Below are 16619 nucleotides of genomic sequence, written 5' to 3'. Positions count from 1 at the left end.
TCTACGTTAAAAACAGCTCTATTTAATGTTAAAATTCTAATTTTGAATAATGGGAAAACGGATATTCATACTCATTATAGTTTTAATGAGTATTGCGTTGATAGGAATAATTTCAGTTCAATATTTTTGGATAAAAAACACCATCGAAATAACTGAAAAACAATTCACATCAAATGTAAAATTTTCTTTAGCAAAAGTATCTGATGATATAAAACATAGAGAATTCGAAGAATTCTATAATGATATTGCAGAAAGATACAAAGAAGAAGGAAAAAGTTTAGAATATTCAGATGTTAGAAAATATATATTTGAAAGAATTGATACCGCTACAAACGAGCGATTTACCTATTCTCAAAGTATAATAGAAGCTAACTATAAAGTACCAACAGAGTTCTTTGAAAATGATTCTATAGACTTTAAAGAAATATTTACAAAAGAAGAGTTTGTAATTACAAAAAATTTATTTTTAGATAACTTAAACGAAACAAATCCAGAAGAACGGATTGAAAAAGTTGGTAGGTTTAATGCAGCTGAAAAAGCAAATATTCAAAAAGCATATACAGCAATTACTTCAAGAATTCCAATTCATAAAAGAGTAAGTAATAGAGAAATTACGTCTCGATTAGAAAATGAATTAAAAAGTAGAGGTATAAATACCAATTTTAAATATGGAATTTATAGCAACGGATTAGCAACACCAGTTAAATCTGGATACTTTAGAAAAGAAGCAGGAAAAAGTTATATGGTTCCTATTTTTGCTGATGATAACGGTAATAGTAATTTTCAATTATTTGTTACTTTCCCTGAAAAAAAGAATTTTATTATAGACTCTATGGCTACACTATTAAGCTTATCAGGTCTATTTATTCTTATTATTATTGCAGCTTTTGTTGTAGCTTTATATCAATTAATAAAGCAAAAACAAATTTCTGAAATAAAAACAGACTTTATTAATAATATGACACATGAGTTTAAAACACCTATTGCTACCATAAATTTGGCTTTAGATGCTATTAAAAACCCAAAAATTATTGATGATAAAGAGAAAGTATTTCGTTATGTAAAAATGATTCGTGATGAAAATAAACGAATGCATGGGCAGGTTGAAAATGTATTACGAATTTCAAAATTAGAAAAAAATCAATTAGATATAAGTAAAGAAAAAGTTGATATACACGAATTAATAGAAGATGCAATTATGCATGTTGGTTTATTAATTAATGATAGAAACGGAACTATTGACACACATTTTAATGCTAAATTAACAGAGTTTTTAGGTAGTCAATTTCACTTTACAAACATAATTGCAAATTTATTAGAAAACGCAATTAAGTATTCTGTTGAAGAACCAAAAATTGATATTTATACAGAAAATACAGCAAAAAATATTATCTTGAAAATTCAAGATCAAGGAATTGGAATGAGCAAACAAGCTCAAAAATTGATATTTAAAAAGTTTTATAGAGAAGAAAAAGGAAATGTTCACAATGTAAAAGGTCACGGTTTAGGTCTTTCGTATGTGAAAAAAATAATAGAAATTCATCAAGGGTATATTTCAGTAGAAAGTGAGAAAGGTGTAGGAAGTACTTTTACTATTAAAATACCACTGATTTAAAAAATAGAAAAATGGAGAACAAAAGAATTTTATTGGTAGAAGACGATCCAAATTTTGGAACAGTTTTAAAAGATTATTTAATGTTAAATGATTATAATGTAACTCATGCTAAAGATGGATTAGAAGGCTTAATAATGTTTAAAAACGATGATTTTGATTTATGCATTTTAGATGTAATGATGCCTAGAAAAGATGGTTTTTCGTTAGCAGAAGATATTAGAGCTACTAATGCTGAAATACCTATTATATTTTTAACAGCTAAAACAATGAAAGAAGATGTTTTAAGAGGATATCAAGTTGGAGCTGATGATTATTTAAATAAACCTTTTGACTCTGAAGTATTGTTGTATAAAATTAAAGCAATTCTACAGCGTAAAGAAACTGAAAAAAGTGAAGAAGAAGATACTTTTGAATTTAAAATTGGAGCTTTTGATTTTAACTCTAAACTTCGTCATTTATCATTTAATGGAGGGGAAATTCAGAAATTGTCACCAAAAGAAAGTAAGCTACTAAAAATGCTTGCAGTTTATAAAAATGATTTAATGCCAAGAGAAATGGCATTAACAAAAATTTGGAGAGACGATAATTATTTTACATCTAGAAGTATGGATGTTTACATTGCAAAATTACGTAAGTATTTAAAAAGTGATGAAAATGTAGAAATTCTAAACATTCATGGTGAAGGATTTAGATTAATTGATAAAAGTTAACACCCACAATAAACATAGTAAATAAAAAAAGTGCCACTTTATAGTGGCACTTTTTTTATTTAAAACCTTATTTTAGAAACACAATTTTTTTTAAAAGAATACTAATATCTAAACCATCTATTATTTTGTTTTGAAGAATGAATTTTTCATAGTAAATTTAATGTTTAGAAAATATTAAAAATATGAGTCAACTTATAAAAATATATGATGAAAATCCTAGCGAAAAGCAATTGGATAAAATAGTGGCTATATTAAAAAAAGGAGGTTTAATTATTTACCCAACAGATACTGTTTATGGATTAGGTTGCGATATAACTAATACAAAAGCAATGGAAAAAGTAGCTCAAATTAAAGGAGTTAAACTTCAAAAGGCTAATTTTTCATTTATTTGTTACGATTTAAGTAACCTCTCTGATTATGTAAAACAGATTGACACTCCAACCTATAAAATTTTAAAAAAATCGTTACCTGGTCCATATACATTTGTATTGCCTAGTAATAACAATTTACCAAAAGCCTTTAAAGGAAAAAAAACAATTGGTATTCGTGTACCTAATAATATTATTATCCGAGAATTAGTAAAAAGGTTAGGAAACCCAATAGTTTCAACTTCTATTTACGATGAAGATGATTTGATTGAATACACAACAGATCCAGAACTAATTTTTGAAAAATGGCAAAACCGTGTTGATGTTGTTATTGATGGTGGTTTTGGAAGTAATATTCCTTCAACAGTTATAGATTTAACTGAAGGTGAGGTTGTTATTTTAAGAGAAGGTTTAGGAGCAATTGATGATTTATAATTCTGAAAACTTATTTTTTCTTTTAATAAAATGTTCCCAAACAATGCTATTTAAGCTAAAGTAGCTTTCTTTTTTTTGGATTGCTTTTCGTTTTTTTAATGTTTTTGGCAAATAATAATAAAAGCTAAAATGTGCTTTTACTATTGCCCAAGTGTGTATAGGTCTCAATTCAGCTAAAAATTTTATTCCAGCTATTCCATCTAAAATTAATCTAACTAAAACAATAAAAAACACTTTTGAAGTAGGAACATTTTTAATTAAACTGTTTAAACTATTTCTAAAATTTAAAAATGTTTTTCTAGGATTTGATTCTTGCAAAGTAGCTCCGCCAACGTGGTAAACTGTTGAAGTTCCAACATATTTTATAGAATAATTTCGATTTTGAGCTCTCCAGCATAAATCAATTTCTTCTTGATGTGCAAAATAATCTTCATCAAAACCATTTAATTGGTGAAAAACATCACTCTTAATAAATAAACAAGCTCCAGAAGCCCAAAAAATATCAGTAACATCGTTAAACTGATTATGGTCGGTTTCAAGTTCATTAAAAATACGTCCTCTACAATATGGGTATCCAAATTTGTCAACAAAACCACCTGCTGCACCAGCATATTCAAATTTAGATTTGTTTTTATAATCTAAAATTTTTGGCTGAATTATAGCTGTTTCTTTTTCGTTTTTAAAAGTTGAAATAATAGGTTTTAACCAATTTTTAGAAACTTCAATATCAGAATTAATTAATCCGTAAACATCAGCATTTATATGTTGTAAAGCTTCATTATAGCCTTTAGCATAACCACCATTAGATTTATTTTGAACAATATTTATTTCGGGATAATTATCTTTTAAAAAATTAATGGAATTATCTGTAGAAGCATTGTCAGCTACCCAAATTGAAACATTTGGAATAGAGCTGTGTGCAACAATAAAAGGTAAAAATTTTTCTAATAATTTTTCACCATTCCAGTTTAATATGACCAAGGCTATTTTCACCATGCAAACTTAAGTTAAAGTTATAAGGTTGGAAAGTTGTAAGTTAAAAAGTTTTCTTAATGTTGTTTTTTAAAAACAGGAATTTCTTTTAGAAATTGATACGACTCATTTTCAAAATCCAAAGTGCAATAATAATGGTCTAAACCATTGGTAACTACTAAAATTGCAGCGTTTAATTTTAGATTGTAGCGAGCTATTTGGTCAAAAGTGTGTTGTGATATTGGAACTTTTGGTGCTTTACACTCCACAATTATTTCAGGATTACCAAGCGTGTTGAAAATTAAAATATCGGTTCGTTTTGTTAAATTATTAATGGTTAATTTTTTTTCAACAGCAATTAAACTTAATGGATATTCTTTTTCATAAATTAAATAATGTAAAAAATGTTGTCGAACCCATTCTTCTGGAGTTAGTACCACATATTTTTTTCGTACAATATCAAAAATGAAAAGTTTATTTTCGTTACTTTTGATTTTAAACGGATATGTAGGTAAATTTAACGCTTGCATATCACAAAAATGCTAATTTTTTTTGAGTAATGAGTGACGTAGCAAGAATTGTTTCTGATATAAATAAAGGTACTATAAAACCTATTTATTTTTTAATGGGTGAGGAGCCTTATTATATTGATAAAATATCAGATTATATTGAAGATAATGTATTGCAAGAAGAGGAAAAAGGTTTTAACCAAATGGTAATGTACGGTAGAGATGTTACCGTTGAACAAATTATAGATACTGCAAAACGATTTCCAATGATGGCCGAAAGGCAAGTTGTTATTGTCAAAGAAGCTCAAGATTTAGTTCGAAGCATAGACAAACTTCAGGCGTATGCCGAAAACCTACAACCTTCTACAGTTTTAGTTATTTGTTACAAATACAAAAAACTAGATAAACGTAAAGCAGTTTATAAAGCTATTAATAAAGTTGGTTTGGTATACGAAAGTAAAAAATTGTATGAAAACCAAGTAGCTGATTGGATTAGAAGAGTAGTTGCTGGGAAAAAATACCAAATTGAAAGTAAAGCAGCTTTAATGTTGGTTGAATTTTTAGGCACTGATTTAAGTAGAATAAGTAACGAGCTGGATAAATTAATGTCAATTTTAAAGGCAGGAGCTACCATTACTCCACAATCTATTGAGCAAAATATAGGGATTAGTAAAGATTATAATAATTTTGAATTGCGTAAAGCTATTGGTGAAAAAAACGTACTAAAAGCAAATAAAATAATTAACTATTTTGGACAAAATCAAAAATCGAATCCAATAGTTATGACTATTTCTTTGTTAAATAGTTTTTTTACACAGCTACTTATTTATCACAGTTTAAATGATAAATCCAAAAATAGCGTAGCCAAAGCTTTAGGTGTTAATCCGTTTTTTGTAACAGATTATTCAATTGCTGCAAAAAATTATCCTATGCGAAAAGTATCACAAGTTATTGGGTTTTTACGTGATGCTGATGTTAAAAGCAAAGGAGTAGGAGCAAATGCATTACCAGCAGGAGATATTTTAAAAGAATTACTTTTTAAAATTATTCATTAAATAATAATTTATTAAATTTCAGAAAACTAAAACCCATATAATATGAATCCAATTGTTAGAAATGTATTAGCAGTAGTAGCTGGTTTATTTTTAGGAGGAATAGTTAACATGGGAATTGTAATGGTTAGTAGTTCTGTAATTCCTTTACCTGAAGGTGTTGATCCAAGCAGTATGCAAAGCTTAAAAGAATCCATGCATTTGTTTGAACCTAAAAACTTTTTAATGCCATTTTTAGCACATGCTTTAGGTACTTTATTTGGGGCTTTTATTGCTAGTTTAATAGCTAAAACTTATAAATTAAAATTAGCTTTAGCTGTTGGAGTTTTCTTTTTAATTGGTGGAATAATGAATGTGGTTATGTTGCCATCACCAACGTGGTTTGCTATTTTAGATATTGTTGGAGCCTACATTCCTATGGCATTTTTAGGCTTTAAATTATCTAAATTGTTTCAGTAATAAAATATTTTGGTTACTAGTCTACCAAAACTTTTTGTTCTCTATTTGCCAATTCCCAAGCTGTATAAAATACTAATTGAGTACGTTTAGCTAATAAATTATAGTTTATTTTATCTGGTGTATCTGACGGTTTGTGATAATCTTGATGCGTTCCGTTGAAATAAAATATAATTGGAATGTTATTTTTAGCAAAGTTATAGTGATCTGATCTATAATAGTATTGATTCGGATCATCCTTGCTGTTATATGTGTAGTCTAAATTTATAGAAGTGAATTTAGAATTTACAGCTTCAGAAATTTGATGTAATTCAGTACTCAATTTATCAGAGCCAATTAAATAAATATAGTTTGAATTGTTTTCATGAATGTCATCAACTCTTCCAATCATATCAATATTTAAATTTACTACAGTATTTTTTAGAGGAAAAATAGGATGTTCAACATAGTATTTAGAGCCAAGCAAACCAATTTCTTCGGCAGTTACATGTAAAATTAGAATAGACCTTTTTGCACCATTACCATCGTTTTTAGCTTTTTGAAAAGCTTTGGCAATAGCCATTAAAGCAGTAGATCCAGAACCGTTATCATCAGCACCATTATAAATATCTACATCTTTAGTTCCTAAATGATCGTAATGTGCAGAAACTATAATTATTTCTTCTGGAATTTCCGTTCCTTCAATAAATGCCAATACGTTTTCACTATCTTGGTATTTGGAACCTAAATTTTTACTTGGAATAATTTGAAAGTAATCATCCATTTGTTTAGGATGACGAATATTATTTTGTGAATAAAAATCCTTTAAATAATTAGCAGCTTTTTTTTGACCTTCTTTTCCTGTTGCTCTTCCTTTAAATTCATCTGAAGCAATAGTGTATAAGTGTTCTTTTAAATTACTAGGTACAATTGTATTTGCATAAATTGAAGCTGTTTGAGCATTTGCTTCAATTGGTATATGTTTTTGTTTATTATTTATGGTTGCTGTTGAGCCACAACTAATTATGGATACATATAAAATAATCCATAATTTTTTATAATTAATATAGAGCATTTATTGTTTTAATTTCAATTTATAAATATAGAAAACAATTTTTGAAAGAATAAAAAAAGCTCTCTAAAATTAATTTAGAGAGCCTTTATTACTAATTACTTACTAATTTAATTACTACTTAATAATTATTTTTTGAGTGTAAGCCGTTTCTTTACTTATCATTCTTAAAATATAAGTTCCAGCTGATTTATCTGTTAAAGGAATAACAGAATTTAAAACACTTAAAGTTCCTTTATGTACTTGCTCACCTAATAGGTTGTATAAATAGTATTCGTAAATAGAATTGTTGTCTATTAGTTTTACATTTAAAACACCATTACTTACTGGGTTTGGATATAAAACAGGTGCATTAACATCTGTATAAGACATTTCTTGAACAGCAAGTGTCTGCGTGTTTAAATCTGTTTCCCAGCTACCTCTACCATAGGTTGCAGCTCTCAATTTTCCTGTTGTAGGAGTAGGGTAATATATTTCTAAATCTTGAACCGAACATGTTGGTAAATTAGTTAAAAATGGAACAGCAGAAGTAACAATATTATCTATAGCATAAACTCCTAAATCTGCTCCTATATATACTTCATCATTAACATTATTTTTTCTGTAAACTATAGTATTCATTGGAATATTAGGGAGTCCAGCAGAAACATTTATCCAATTAGAACCTCCATCAGTTGTTTTGTATACTTTTTCTCCATCTTCATATCCAGAAAATATAACCCAAACTTTATCAGCATTAGTATTAGAAACTGTTAAGTTTTTTAATTTAGCAACACTAACTGGTAGTCCCGATGTAATATCACTCCAAGTTGATCCTGAATTTATAGATTTTGAAATAACATTATCTTTAATAACATAAATTATGGCATTGTTACTTGGTGCAATTTCAAATCTTAAAATGTTTTTTGTAGCTGGACTTGGTGCAGTAGTTCCTGTTTTTGCAAAGGTAGCTGATGTATTATTAGTTACCGCTGAAAATAAATCTTCACATTTATACAAAAATGGTCTACCGCCAATATAAATATGGTCAACATTACCTGGATCTTGGTGAATAGGACTAAACCATTCAGTTTCTGAATTATCAGGGAACTGGTGGTATGGATGAGGTGACCAAGGAATATCTATTCCTGCAGTTGCACCACCATCTGTTGAGTAGAAAAATTGACCATTGGTAGTAGAAGACACAATAAAATCAGCATTAGCACTATCAATAAAACCATCTTCACCATCACCACCACTTATCACAGACCAAGATCCACTAGTATATTTTATTGAACCAATATCTTGTAATCCAGTAAAGAAAATATTTTCTGTTGAAGATGATGAAAGACTAGTTTGTTGACCTACAGCTATATTTGCTGTAACATCTGTCCATGTAACACCATCATCAGTAGTTTTTGAAATACCTCCATCACAAGTAGTAAAAAAAGTAGTACCATTTCCTCCTGGCATATATTCAATATAAATAATATCTGCATGTATATAAGGTTCTGGTTCCATATATGAAGGATCATAAGTATGCCCAGGTTTAGTTCCTAACCAATATGTAATACGATTCCAGTTTACACCTCCATCTGTAGATTGCCATTGATTTATACCACCAATAGTTACTTTATCCTTATTTATTGGAGAAACAGCGATAGCAAGATCATGAAACGCTTGTCCTCCAACAGAAGCTGAAGTTGGATTCGCATCAGAGTGTAAAATATTAGGTGTAGATGCTGTGGATTGTTTAGAAAAATTATCACCACTATCCGTTGAACGATAAAAACCTTCTAACCCTTGATCGCTACTTCTTCCAATAATTGCATAAACATAATCTGCATCGGCAGCTGTTACGGCTAATTCAATACGTTCAACATCACTTGAGTTAGGTAAATTTCCTGTAGTATTAGGGTTTGCTGTCCAATTAATACCACCATCTATAGATTTATAAATTTCTTTTCCAGCGGCATAAATTACTGATGAGTTAGTTGGGTTAAATTCAATATCAGTTAGATACTCATATATTGTTTGAGACTCAACGGTGTTCCAACCATCAACAGTTCTGAAAACGCCACCATCTGTAGTAATCATCATTTTAAGTGGATCATTTGGATCCATTATTATTTTTGTGATTTTATAATTATCAGTAGCAGTCCATACTAAACCTGTAGTATTCCAGTTTAAACCTCCATCTATTGATTTTAAAACACCAATGCTTCTTCTATCACTTTCTCTATCTCCTGTAGCTAAATACATTAAATCTGTATTGTTAGGATCTATTACTAATCCAGCACATCCAATTATAGGTAAATAATCTGTATTTGTAGTCCATGAAGTACCGCCATTTGTTGTTTTCCATAAACCACCATCTGGAGCACCAACATACATTGTAGTAGATGGGTTTTGCGGATCAAAAGTCACAAAGTTTATTCTTCCAGAACCAGAATCATACCCAGATGCTATTGAAGTCTGATTTAAAGTTATCCAATTAGATGTTGCCATGGAAGCTTTCATTTGGTTATTACTATTTTTAGCTTTATTGTTGTTATAATTTTTTTGCCACTCAATAAAATTAGGGTATGTGTGTGATGGTAAAGATAAATCACCTGAAGGATAAATTTTATCTTCAATTTGATTTTCCCATCGTTTAAAAATTTTATAACCCTGTCCTTTTTCAGGTGTTTTATTCTTCCAATATTTGTTGAATTTTGCTTGAACTTCATAAAAGTTACCACTTTTACTTGTTCCCATTTTAGCCCAACTTTTATCATTCTGTCCGAATGATAAAATTGAAAATAACATGGTAAATGCTAGAATGTAGATTTTTTTCATTTGTTTGTTTTTTTAATTATAGTGTTTTATTTTATTATTAATTTTTTAGTTTAAATACCCTCTTTAGAGTTTGTTATTACAAAATACAATCCAGATGAAAACTGTGATGTATTTATTTGTAAGTTATTTGAGATGTTTACATTTTTAGAGTAATTATCGTATTTTTCTAGTTCGTTATATACCTATGATATAGGTTTTAAAACACCGTTGTCTTTCATGGATGTTAAAGCGTGGTATTCCCAGCGTTTGTAATTTTTGTATCCAGTTCCTTTTTCTTTACCAGGAATGTTGAAATAAGCTTCAACTTCTTTTTGAATATTTTTAACAGTGTAAGTTCCTGCTTCAATTATTCGGCTGTATTCTTGAGAATAAGAATTAATAATCAATAAGGTAAATAATAGTAGTAAGTAGTTTTTTTTCATATTATTATAGCTAAATATATTTGACTTACAAATATGATATTTAATGAAATATCATAAAAATTATAAGTTAAATAGTAACTACGCAATAACTACTCAAAAAGAAAAACAAGGTGAATACAGCTAACTATAAGATTTTAATTCAGGTTTTTAGAGCAAAATCTAAATATTCAGTAAATGATTCATTTTTATTACTAAAGTCAATTTTTTTGTAAATTCGATATCGTTTACTTTCAATTGCTCTTATGGTAGTGTTAAGAAAAACAGCTATTTCTTTATTTTTAAATCCTGTATAAGCATAATAACAAATAATTTTTTCATCAACATTAAGTTTAGGGAATTTGGTACTTATGCTTGAAAAAAACTCTTTATTTTGTTTACTTAATTTTTCTATAAAATTTTCATTAGTATTTATAACAAATGAGGAATCTCCATGAAGTTTTTTGTAAAAGTCCACAACTAATATTCGTTGTTCTACAGGATCTGAAACAACTGAAATACGTTTAAATTCCTTTTTTAGTTCAGTTAAATAATCTTCTAATCCTACTACTTTTGCTTTTAGTTTATCATGGTTATTTTGAAGAAATGAATATTCATCTTTTCTTTTAGAAAATTCATTTAAACTATTTCTTATATTTTTATAGCGTATAAAAACAAACACAATAAATGCTGTTAAAATAAATATTAAACCTAATATCCAGTTTCTATTTGAATGATTTTTTTCGGTTTCGTCTTTAAGGTTTTGGTTAGTTTCAATTAATGTTTTATTTATATTAAAACTAGCATCAATAGTTTCTTTAATTATATTTTGCTGAAATACCTTTAAAGAGTCTACATAGTTACTTTTGGCTTCTATATTTTTTGAAGCAGTATAATATGCAATATTGTTTTTTAAATAATTTTCAATATCAGAATTGTTCATATATTCTCTAAGACTATTTGCTTTTTCAATATATATTATAGTTGAGTCTAAAAGCTTATTTTCTAGGTACATTTCTGCCAAACAATTATACAGTGTTACTTTATGTTTTTTATATAATAATGGTGCAATGGTTGTATCTGTTTCTAGTTTTTTAAATTCGTTAAAATATTTTCTAAAATTTTCTTTATCATTTAAATAAGTGTAATTAGATGTAAGCATAAATAAGGCATACATATAATAGTACTGATCGTTTTTAATAGATTGGTAATGATTTAATTTAGGAAGTATAAGAGCATTACTTTTTGCGTAGTTGTTATTATAAAACTCAACAAAAGCCTCCATTTGCATAACTTCCGTAAGTCCATTAGCATTATTGTTTAATGTATAAAACTTTTTAGCTTTTTTTAGATAATCAAAAGCAGTTGAGTCTTTTTTTACAATATAAAGATTGTAAAATAACTCTAAACTAGAAGTGCCTGCAATAGTGTAATTTTTTTCTTTTTCGGCAAAATTAAGTGCAAGTATGTTATAATGATATACTTCTGCTTCTTTATTTAAATAATTACTAGCTACGGCTTTTATATGATAATAATCTGAAATATTACCTGTTATTGTTTTAGCTAAAGGTTTTGGAATAGAATCTAAAAAGCTAACAGCTATTTTTGGGAAGTTATCAATATTATTGTAAGCAGAATCTATAAATTTCTCATAATTTACTTTTTCATTTTTTTGACTATACGAAATTGCGCAATAAAAAAATGTAAACAAAAACAGAAATGAAATACATTTGGAGTATAGATGCTTTAAATAGCGTAACATTAAAAATAATTAATTATTAAATTTTAATGTAAAGTAACAAATCTTTTACATTAAAAAATACCTATATAGTAAATTGTTTTAATGATTTATTAAATTTAATTAAATCGGAATCAAAAAGTGAATTTAGTTCGTTATTGCAAATAAGTGTGTCTGTTTTTCCACTCACAAATTTTTGAGGAGACATTAACCATAATTCATCAGCAATTTGAAGTGCTAAATTAATTTCATGTGTAGAAATTATAATAGTTTTATTGAATTCTGAAGCTAAATTTTTTAATAAAGAAAACGTATTAATAGTATGGTGAAGATCTAAATGTGCTGTAGGTTCATCTAAAATAATTATAGATGTGTTTTGTGCAAGAGCTCTCGCAATCATAACTCTTTGTAGTTGTCCGTCACTTAATTCATAAAACTTTGAATTCATTAAATGCTCTGTTTTGGTTTTTTTAAAAGCATTTTGGATAATTTTCATATCCTCATTTGTTAAATAACCAATCCAATTAGTGTGTGGCTGTCTACCTAGAGCTACCAATTCAAAAACCGTTAAGCTACTTTCAGGTAAACGTTCTGTAAAAACTAAACTTAAGGTTTTAGCTAATTCTAAATTTGAGAATTTTTCTAAATTTTGGTTATTTAAGTAAATATCTCCATCCAAAGCGTTTTGAACTTTTGTAAGTGTTCTTAAAAGCGTGGATTTACCAATACCATTTTTACCTAATAAACAAACCATTTTACCAGCTTCGAGTTTAATGTTTAAATCTGAAGCAATAACAATATTTTTCTTTTTTGAAGTATAACCAATACTTAAATTGGTAGTTTTTATAATATGTTTTTTAGCTTCTTTCATTAATAATACACTTTTCTTTTTCGTACTAATAACCAAATAATAATAGGTGCGCCAAATAAAGAGGTTATAGCGTTAATTGGTAATGTAAATTCACTAGATGGAAGTTGAGCAATACTATCGCAAATTAGCATAATAATTGCTCCGCAAATAGCAACTGCAGGTAATAATGTTTTATGGTTTGAAGTGTTAAATAACAATTTTGTAATATGTGGTACAGCTAATCCAATAAATGCAATAGGCCCAGAAAATGCTGTAATAACACCAGTTAATAAACTAGTTGCAATTAGTGTAATATTTCTAGTTGATTTAACATTAACTCCCATACTAACAGCATAATTTTCACCTAACAATAAACTATTTAAAGGTTTAATAATAAATACAACTAACAGTATTCCAATAATAAAAATACTTGCTAAAACAATAATTTCTAACCAACTTAAGTTTCCTAAACTACCAAAACTCCAAAACATATATTGTTGTAATTGTGAAGCGCTACTAAAATACGCTAAAATGCTTATTATTGCTGAAGTTAAACTTCCAAACATTAAACCTATAATTAAAATAGACATGGTATTTCTAACTTTAACTGCTGCTAACATTACTGCAGAAAGCACAAGAAAAGATCCTAAACTTGCAGCAATTGCCAATCCCCAATTACTAAAAGCAAAACTGGTTAAAGTTGCCCCAAAAAATGATGCTCCTAATATTAATATTGCAACGCCTAAACTAGCTCCAGAACTAATTCCTAAAACAAATGGTCCTGCTAAAGGGTTTCTAAATAATGTTTGCATTAACAATCCGCTTATTGATAATCCAGAACCTACAATTATAGCTGTAATAGCCTTTGGTAATCTGTAATTTAAAACAATAGTTTTCCAACTCTCTTTATCAACTTCACCATTAATTAATGATAGAATTATTTGTTTAAAAGGTATAAACACAGACCCAAGGCTAATATTAATTAAACAAATTGTTAGTAGAATAATTAATAAAATACCAAATGTAGATTTATATGATTTTGTAGCTGTTACCAAGTTTTATTTTTTAAGAAATCTACTAATTTTTTTATTGCTTTTCCTCTATGGCTTATAATTCCTTTTTCGGATAATTCCATTTGTGCAAAGGATTTTTTATAACCTATGGGTTTAAAAATAGGATCGTATCCAAAACCATTTTCTCCAGTTTTTTCATCTAAAATTTCTCCTTTACAAATGCCTTCAAAAATAAATTGTTTGTTATTTATATTAAGAGCAACAGCTGTTCTAAATTGTGCTTTTCTGTTGGAAATGTTTTTTAAATTATGAAGTAGTTTTTGCATATTAGCTTCAGAATTGTGATGTTCACCAGAATAACGAGCCGATAAAACTCCTGGCTCATTGTTTAAAGCTTCAACCTCTAATCCAGTATCATCAGCAAAACAATTTAATCCATATTTTTTTGTAATATAATTTGCTTTTAGTTTTGCATTTCCTTCAAAAGTAGCTGCAGTTTCAGGAATATCTTCAAAACAATTAATATCAGCTAAACTTACAATTTCAAAATTGGTAAGCATTGCTTTAACTTCTTCTAGTTTATTTTTATTATTTGTAGCAAAAACTAATTTCATATAATTCTAAAAAATGGATGCGCAAAAATACAAAACTTATTGATGATGGTAGGGTTCGTTTCTTAAAATTGTAAAAGCTCTATAAATTTGTTCAACAGCAAACAAACGAATCATTTGGTGGGAGAATGTCATTTTAGAAAGGGAAATTTTCCCCGATGCTTTTTTGTACACTTCTTGGGAAAAACCATAAGGTCCACCAATAACTAAAACTAACTGTCTAATTCCAGCATTCATTTTTTTTTGAAGATGTTTTGAAAATGCTACCGAAGTAAAATCTTTACCATTTTCATCTAACAAAACTAATTGATCAAAAGTTGTTATTTTTTTAAGAATCAATTCTCCTTCTTTTTCTTTTTGTTGAGTTTCACTTAAATTTTTAACATTTTTTATATCAGGAATAATTTCTATTTGAAAGTTGATATAATGTTTCAACCTTTTTTGATAATTATCAATTAAATTTTGAAGATGTTTATCATCGGTTTTACCAATGGCTAAAAGCTTAATTTTCATTCAGCAAATATAAAAATAATTAATCTTGAAAATTTTGTTTAGAAAAAGTTATTTTTGTGTGATATAATTACGATAAAATGATTACAAAAGAACAATTTGAAAAGGAACTAGATATTACTATTAAAAATGCTATTAGAGAAGATGTTGGAGATGGAGATCACAGCTCGTTAGCTTGTATTCCAGAATCTGCAACAGGTAAGGCAAAATTATTAGTAAAGCAAGATGGTGTAATAGCTGGAGTTGAAATGGCAAAAAGAGTATTTAACTACGTAGATAAAAACTTAAAAGTTGAAACTTTAATAAACGATGGTGAAGAAGTAAACTACGGCGATGTTGTATTTTATGTATCAGGAAGTTCACAATCCATTCTAAAATCGGAACGTTTAGTGTTGAATTTAATGCAACGTATGAGTGCAATTGCTACTAAAACTAAAGAATTTGCAAAGCTTTTAGAAGGAACCAAAACAAAAGTATTAGATACGCGTAAAACTACACCAGGAATTAGAGCTGTTGAAAAATGGGCAGTTGTAATAGGTGGAGGAGAAAACCACCGTTTTGCTTTGTATGATATGATTATGTTAAAAGATAACCATATCGATTTTTGTGGTGGAGCAACAAAAGCTATTCAGCAAACTCAACAATACTTAAAAGACAATAATTTAGATTTAAAAATTATTGTGGAAGCTAGAAGTATGGATGAAATTAAAGAAATTTTAGCTGTTGGCGGAATTCACAGAATATTAATTGATAATTTTGATTATGCTGGAACACGTGAGGCTGTTGCTTTAATTGGTGATCAATGCCAAACAGAATCTTCAGGTGGAATTAATTTAGAAACGGCTCGTAAATATGCAGAATGTGGTGTAGATTATATTTCTTCAGGTGCATTAACACACTCTGTTTATAATATGGATTTAAGTTTGAAAGCAGTAGAGTAGATGCTAGATTTTTTCGACGATCAAACATTTAATGGAATAGACTATACCAAATCAAAATTGGTAAAAGGTGAGTATGATAACTGTACATTTATAGATTGTAATTTTGAAAATGTACACGCTTCTAATATTCAGTTTGTAGAATGTGAGTTTGTTAATTGTAATTTTAGTAATACTATTGTGAAAAATACAGCTTTTAAAATAGCAAGTTTTACTGAATGTAAATTGTTAGGTGTTAAGTTTAATGAATGTGATCAGTTTTTGTTGAGTTTTCAATTTTTTGATTGTCAGTTAAATGTAGCTTCTTTCTATCAATTAAATATTAAAAATACAGTATTTAAAAACTGTAATTTACAAGAAGTAGATTTTACAGAAGCTAATATGTCTAATACTGTAGTTGATAATTGCGATTTAAAAAATGCAATTTTTCAACAAACTAATTTAGAAAGTGTTAATTTTAGTACATCGTTTAATTTCAATATAAATCCTTCAGAAAATAAAATGAAAAATTCAGTATTTTCAAAAGAAAATTTAGAAGGATTATTAAAAGAATTTCAGATAAAAGTAGAGTAGTGC

Annotated in this window: 17 protein-coding genes; 7 read left to right on the top strand and 10 right to left on the bottom strand. The window is 27.8% G+C overall.

Translation table 11 applies throughout. The features are described from left to right. The first annotated feature begins 49 nt into the window (after positions 1 to 49). The 3 genes from R3X25_RS12550 to R3X25_RS12540 all read left to right on the top strand — a co-directional run bounded on the left by R3X25_RS12550 (position 50) and on the right by R3X25_RS12540 (position 3128). Positions 50 to 1615 (top strand): HAMP domain-containing sensor histidine kinase, encoded by a 1566-nt coding sequence (locus tag R3X25_RS12550; protein WP_317675264.1) that lies wholly within the window; start codon positions 50 to 52, stop codon positions 1613 to 1615. Between the two features lie 11 nt (positions 1616 to 1626). Then, positions 1627 to 2325 carry a response regulator transcription factor gene (locus tag R3X25_RS12545; protein ID WP_317675263.1) on the top strand — a complete coding sequence of 233 codons (699 nt, stop codon included), beginning with the start codon at positions 1627 to 1629 and terminating at the stop codon, positions 2323 to 2325. Positions 2326 to 2507: 182 nt separating this feature from the next. Continuing rightward, on the top strand, positions 2508 to 3128 hold the full coding sequence (locus R3X25_RS12540; RefSeq protein ID WP_317675262.1) for an L-threonylcarbamoyladenylate synthase: 621 nt from the start codon (positions 2508 to 2510) through the stop codon (positions 3126 to 3128). Here R3X25_RS12540 and R3X25_RS12535 read toward each other — a convergent pair. Both R3X25_RS12535 and R3X25_RS12530 read right to left on the bottom strand, forming a co-directional pair. Further along, the gene (locus R3X25_RS12535; RefSeq protein ID WP_317675406.1) at positions 3123 to 4121 is read right to left on the bottom strand and encodes a glycosyltransferase family 2 protein; all 999 of its coding nucleotides are present in this window, start codon (positions 4119 to 4121) and stop codon (positions 3123 to 3125) included. The genes R3X25_RS12540 and R3X25_RS12535 overlap by 6 nt on opposite strands. Positions 4122 to 4177: 56 nt before the next feature. Beyond that, entirely contained in the window at positions 4178 to 4630 is a 453-nt protein-coding gene (locus R3X25_RS12530) for a type I restriction enzyme HsdR N-terminal domain-containing protein (protein WP_317675261.1), read from the bottom strand. A 29-nt stretch (positions 4631 to 4659) separates the two neighbouring features. Here R3X25_RS12530 and holA point away from each other — a divergent pair, with 29 nt between their 5' ends. Next, complete coding sequence (gene holA, locus R3X25_RS12525; protein ID WP_317675260.1) at positions 4660 to 5664, top strand: DNA polymerase III subunit delta; 1005 nt, start codon at positions 4660 to 4662, stop codon at positions 5662 to 5664. Positions 5665 to 5706: 42 nt separating this feature from the next. Further along, positions 5707 to 6120: a hypothetical protein gene (locus R3X25_RS12520; protein ID WP_317675259.1), complete on the top strand. Its 414-nt coding sequence runs from the start codon at positions 5707 to 5709 to the stop codon at positions 6118 to 6120. A gap of 16 nt (positions 6121 to 6136) precedes the next feature. Here R3X25_RS12520 and R3X25_RS12515 read toward each other — a convergent pair whose 3' ends face one another. The 8 genes from R3X25_RS12515 to rlmH all read right to left on the bottom strand — a co-directional run bounded on the left by R3X25_RS12515 (position 6137) and on the right by rlmH (position 15108). After that, positions 6137 to 7171 carry a M28 family metallopeptidase gene (locus R3X25_RS12515; RefSeq protein ID WP_317675258.1) on the bottom strand — a complete coding sequence of 345 codons (1035 nt, stop codon included), beginning with the start codon at positions 7169 to 7171 and terminating at the stop codon, positions 6137 to 6139. 114 nt (positions 7172 to 7285) lie between these two features. Further along, positions 7286 to 9985, bottom strand: coding sequence for a T9SS type A sorting domain-containing protein (locus R3X25_RS12510; RefSeq protein ID WP_317675257.1), 2700 nt, complete (start codon positions 9983 to 9985; stop codon positions 7286 to 7288). Positions 9986 to 10167: 182 nt separating this feature from the next. Further along, the gene (locus R3X25_RS12505) at positions 10168 to 10407 is read right to left on the bottom strand and encodes a hypothetical protein (protein WP_317675256.1); all 240 of its coding nucleotides are present in this window, start codon (positions 10405 to 10407) and stop codon (positions 10168 to 10170) included. Between the two features lie 139 nt (positions 10408 to 10546). Continuing rightward, complete coding sequence (locus R3X25_RS12500) at positions 10547 to 12094, bottom strand: hypothetical protein (RefSeq protein WP_317675255.1); 1548 nt, start codon at positions 12092 to 12094, stop codon at positions 10547 to 10549. A 112-nt stretch (positions 12095 to 12206) separates the two neighbouring features. Next, positions 12207 to 12992 carry an ABC transporter ATP-binding protein gene (locus R3X25_RS12495; protein ID WP_317675254.1) on the bottom strand — a complete coding sequence of 262 codons (786 nt, stop codon included), beginning with the start codon at positions 12990 to 12992 and terminating at the stop codon, positions 12207 to 12209. Further along, complete coding sequence (locus R3X25_RS12490; protein WP_317675253.1) at positions 12992 to 14026, bottom strand: iron ABC transporter permease; 1035 nt, start codon at positions 14024 to 14026, stop codon at positions 12992 to 12994. Before R3X25_RS12490 ends, R3X25_RS12495 begins: the two co-directional genes overlap by 1 nt. Further along, positions 14020 to 14598, bottom strand: a complete 579-nt coding sequence (locus R3X25_RS12485; RefSeq protein ID WP_317675252.1) for a non-canonical purine NTP diphosphatase — start codon at positions 14596 to 14598, stop codon at positions 14020 to 14022. Before R3X25_RS12485 ends, R3X25_RS12490 begins: the two co-directional genes overlap by 7 nt. A 36-nt stretch (positions 14599 to 14634) precedes the next feature. Next, positions 14635 to 15108, bottom strand: coding sequence for a 23S rRNA (pseudouridine(1915)-N(3))-methyltransferase RlmH (gene rlmH / locus R3X25_RS12480; protein WP_317675251.1), 474 nt, complete (start codon positions 15106 to 15108; stop codon positions 14635 to 14637). A gap of 77 nt (positions 15109 to 15185) precedes the next feature. On the opposite strand from rlmH, the gene nadC reads away from it, so the two are divergent. After that, on the top strand, positions 15186 to 16046 hold the full coding sequence (gene nadC / locus R3X25_RS12475) for a carboxylating nicotinate-nucleotide diphosphorylase (protein WP_317675250.1): 861 nt from the start codon (positions 15186 to 15188) through the stop codon (positions 16044 to 16046). Further along, positions 16047 to 16616: a pentapeptide repeat-containing protein gene (locus R3X25_RS12470; protein ID WP_317675249.1), complete on the top strand. Its 570-nt coding sequence runs from the start codon at positions 16047 to 16049 to the stop codon at positions 16614 to 16616. The last annotated feature ends 3 nt before the right edge of the window (positions 16617 to 16619 follow it).

It is taken from the genome of Lutibacter sp. TH_r2 (assembly GCF_033101135.1).
Taxonomy (GTDB): Bacteria; Bacteroidota; Bacteroidia; order Flavobacteriales; family Flavobacteriaceae; genus Lutibacter.
Note: the sequence above shows the minus strand (reverse complement) of the source record. Positions and strands in the feature narration are given on the sequence as shown.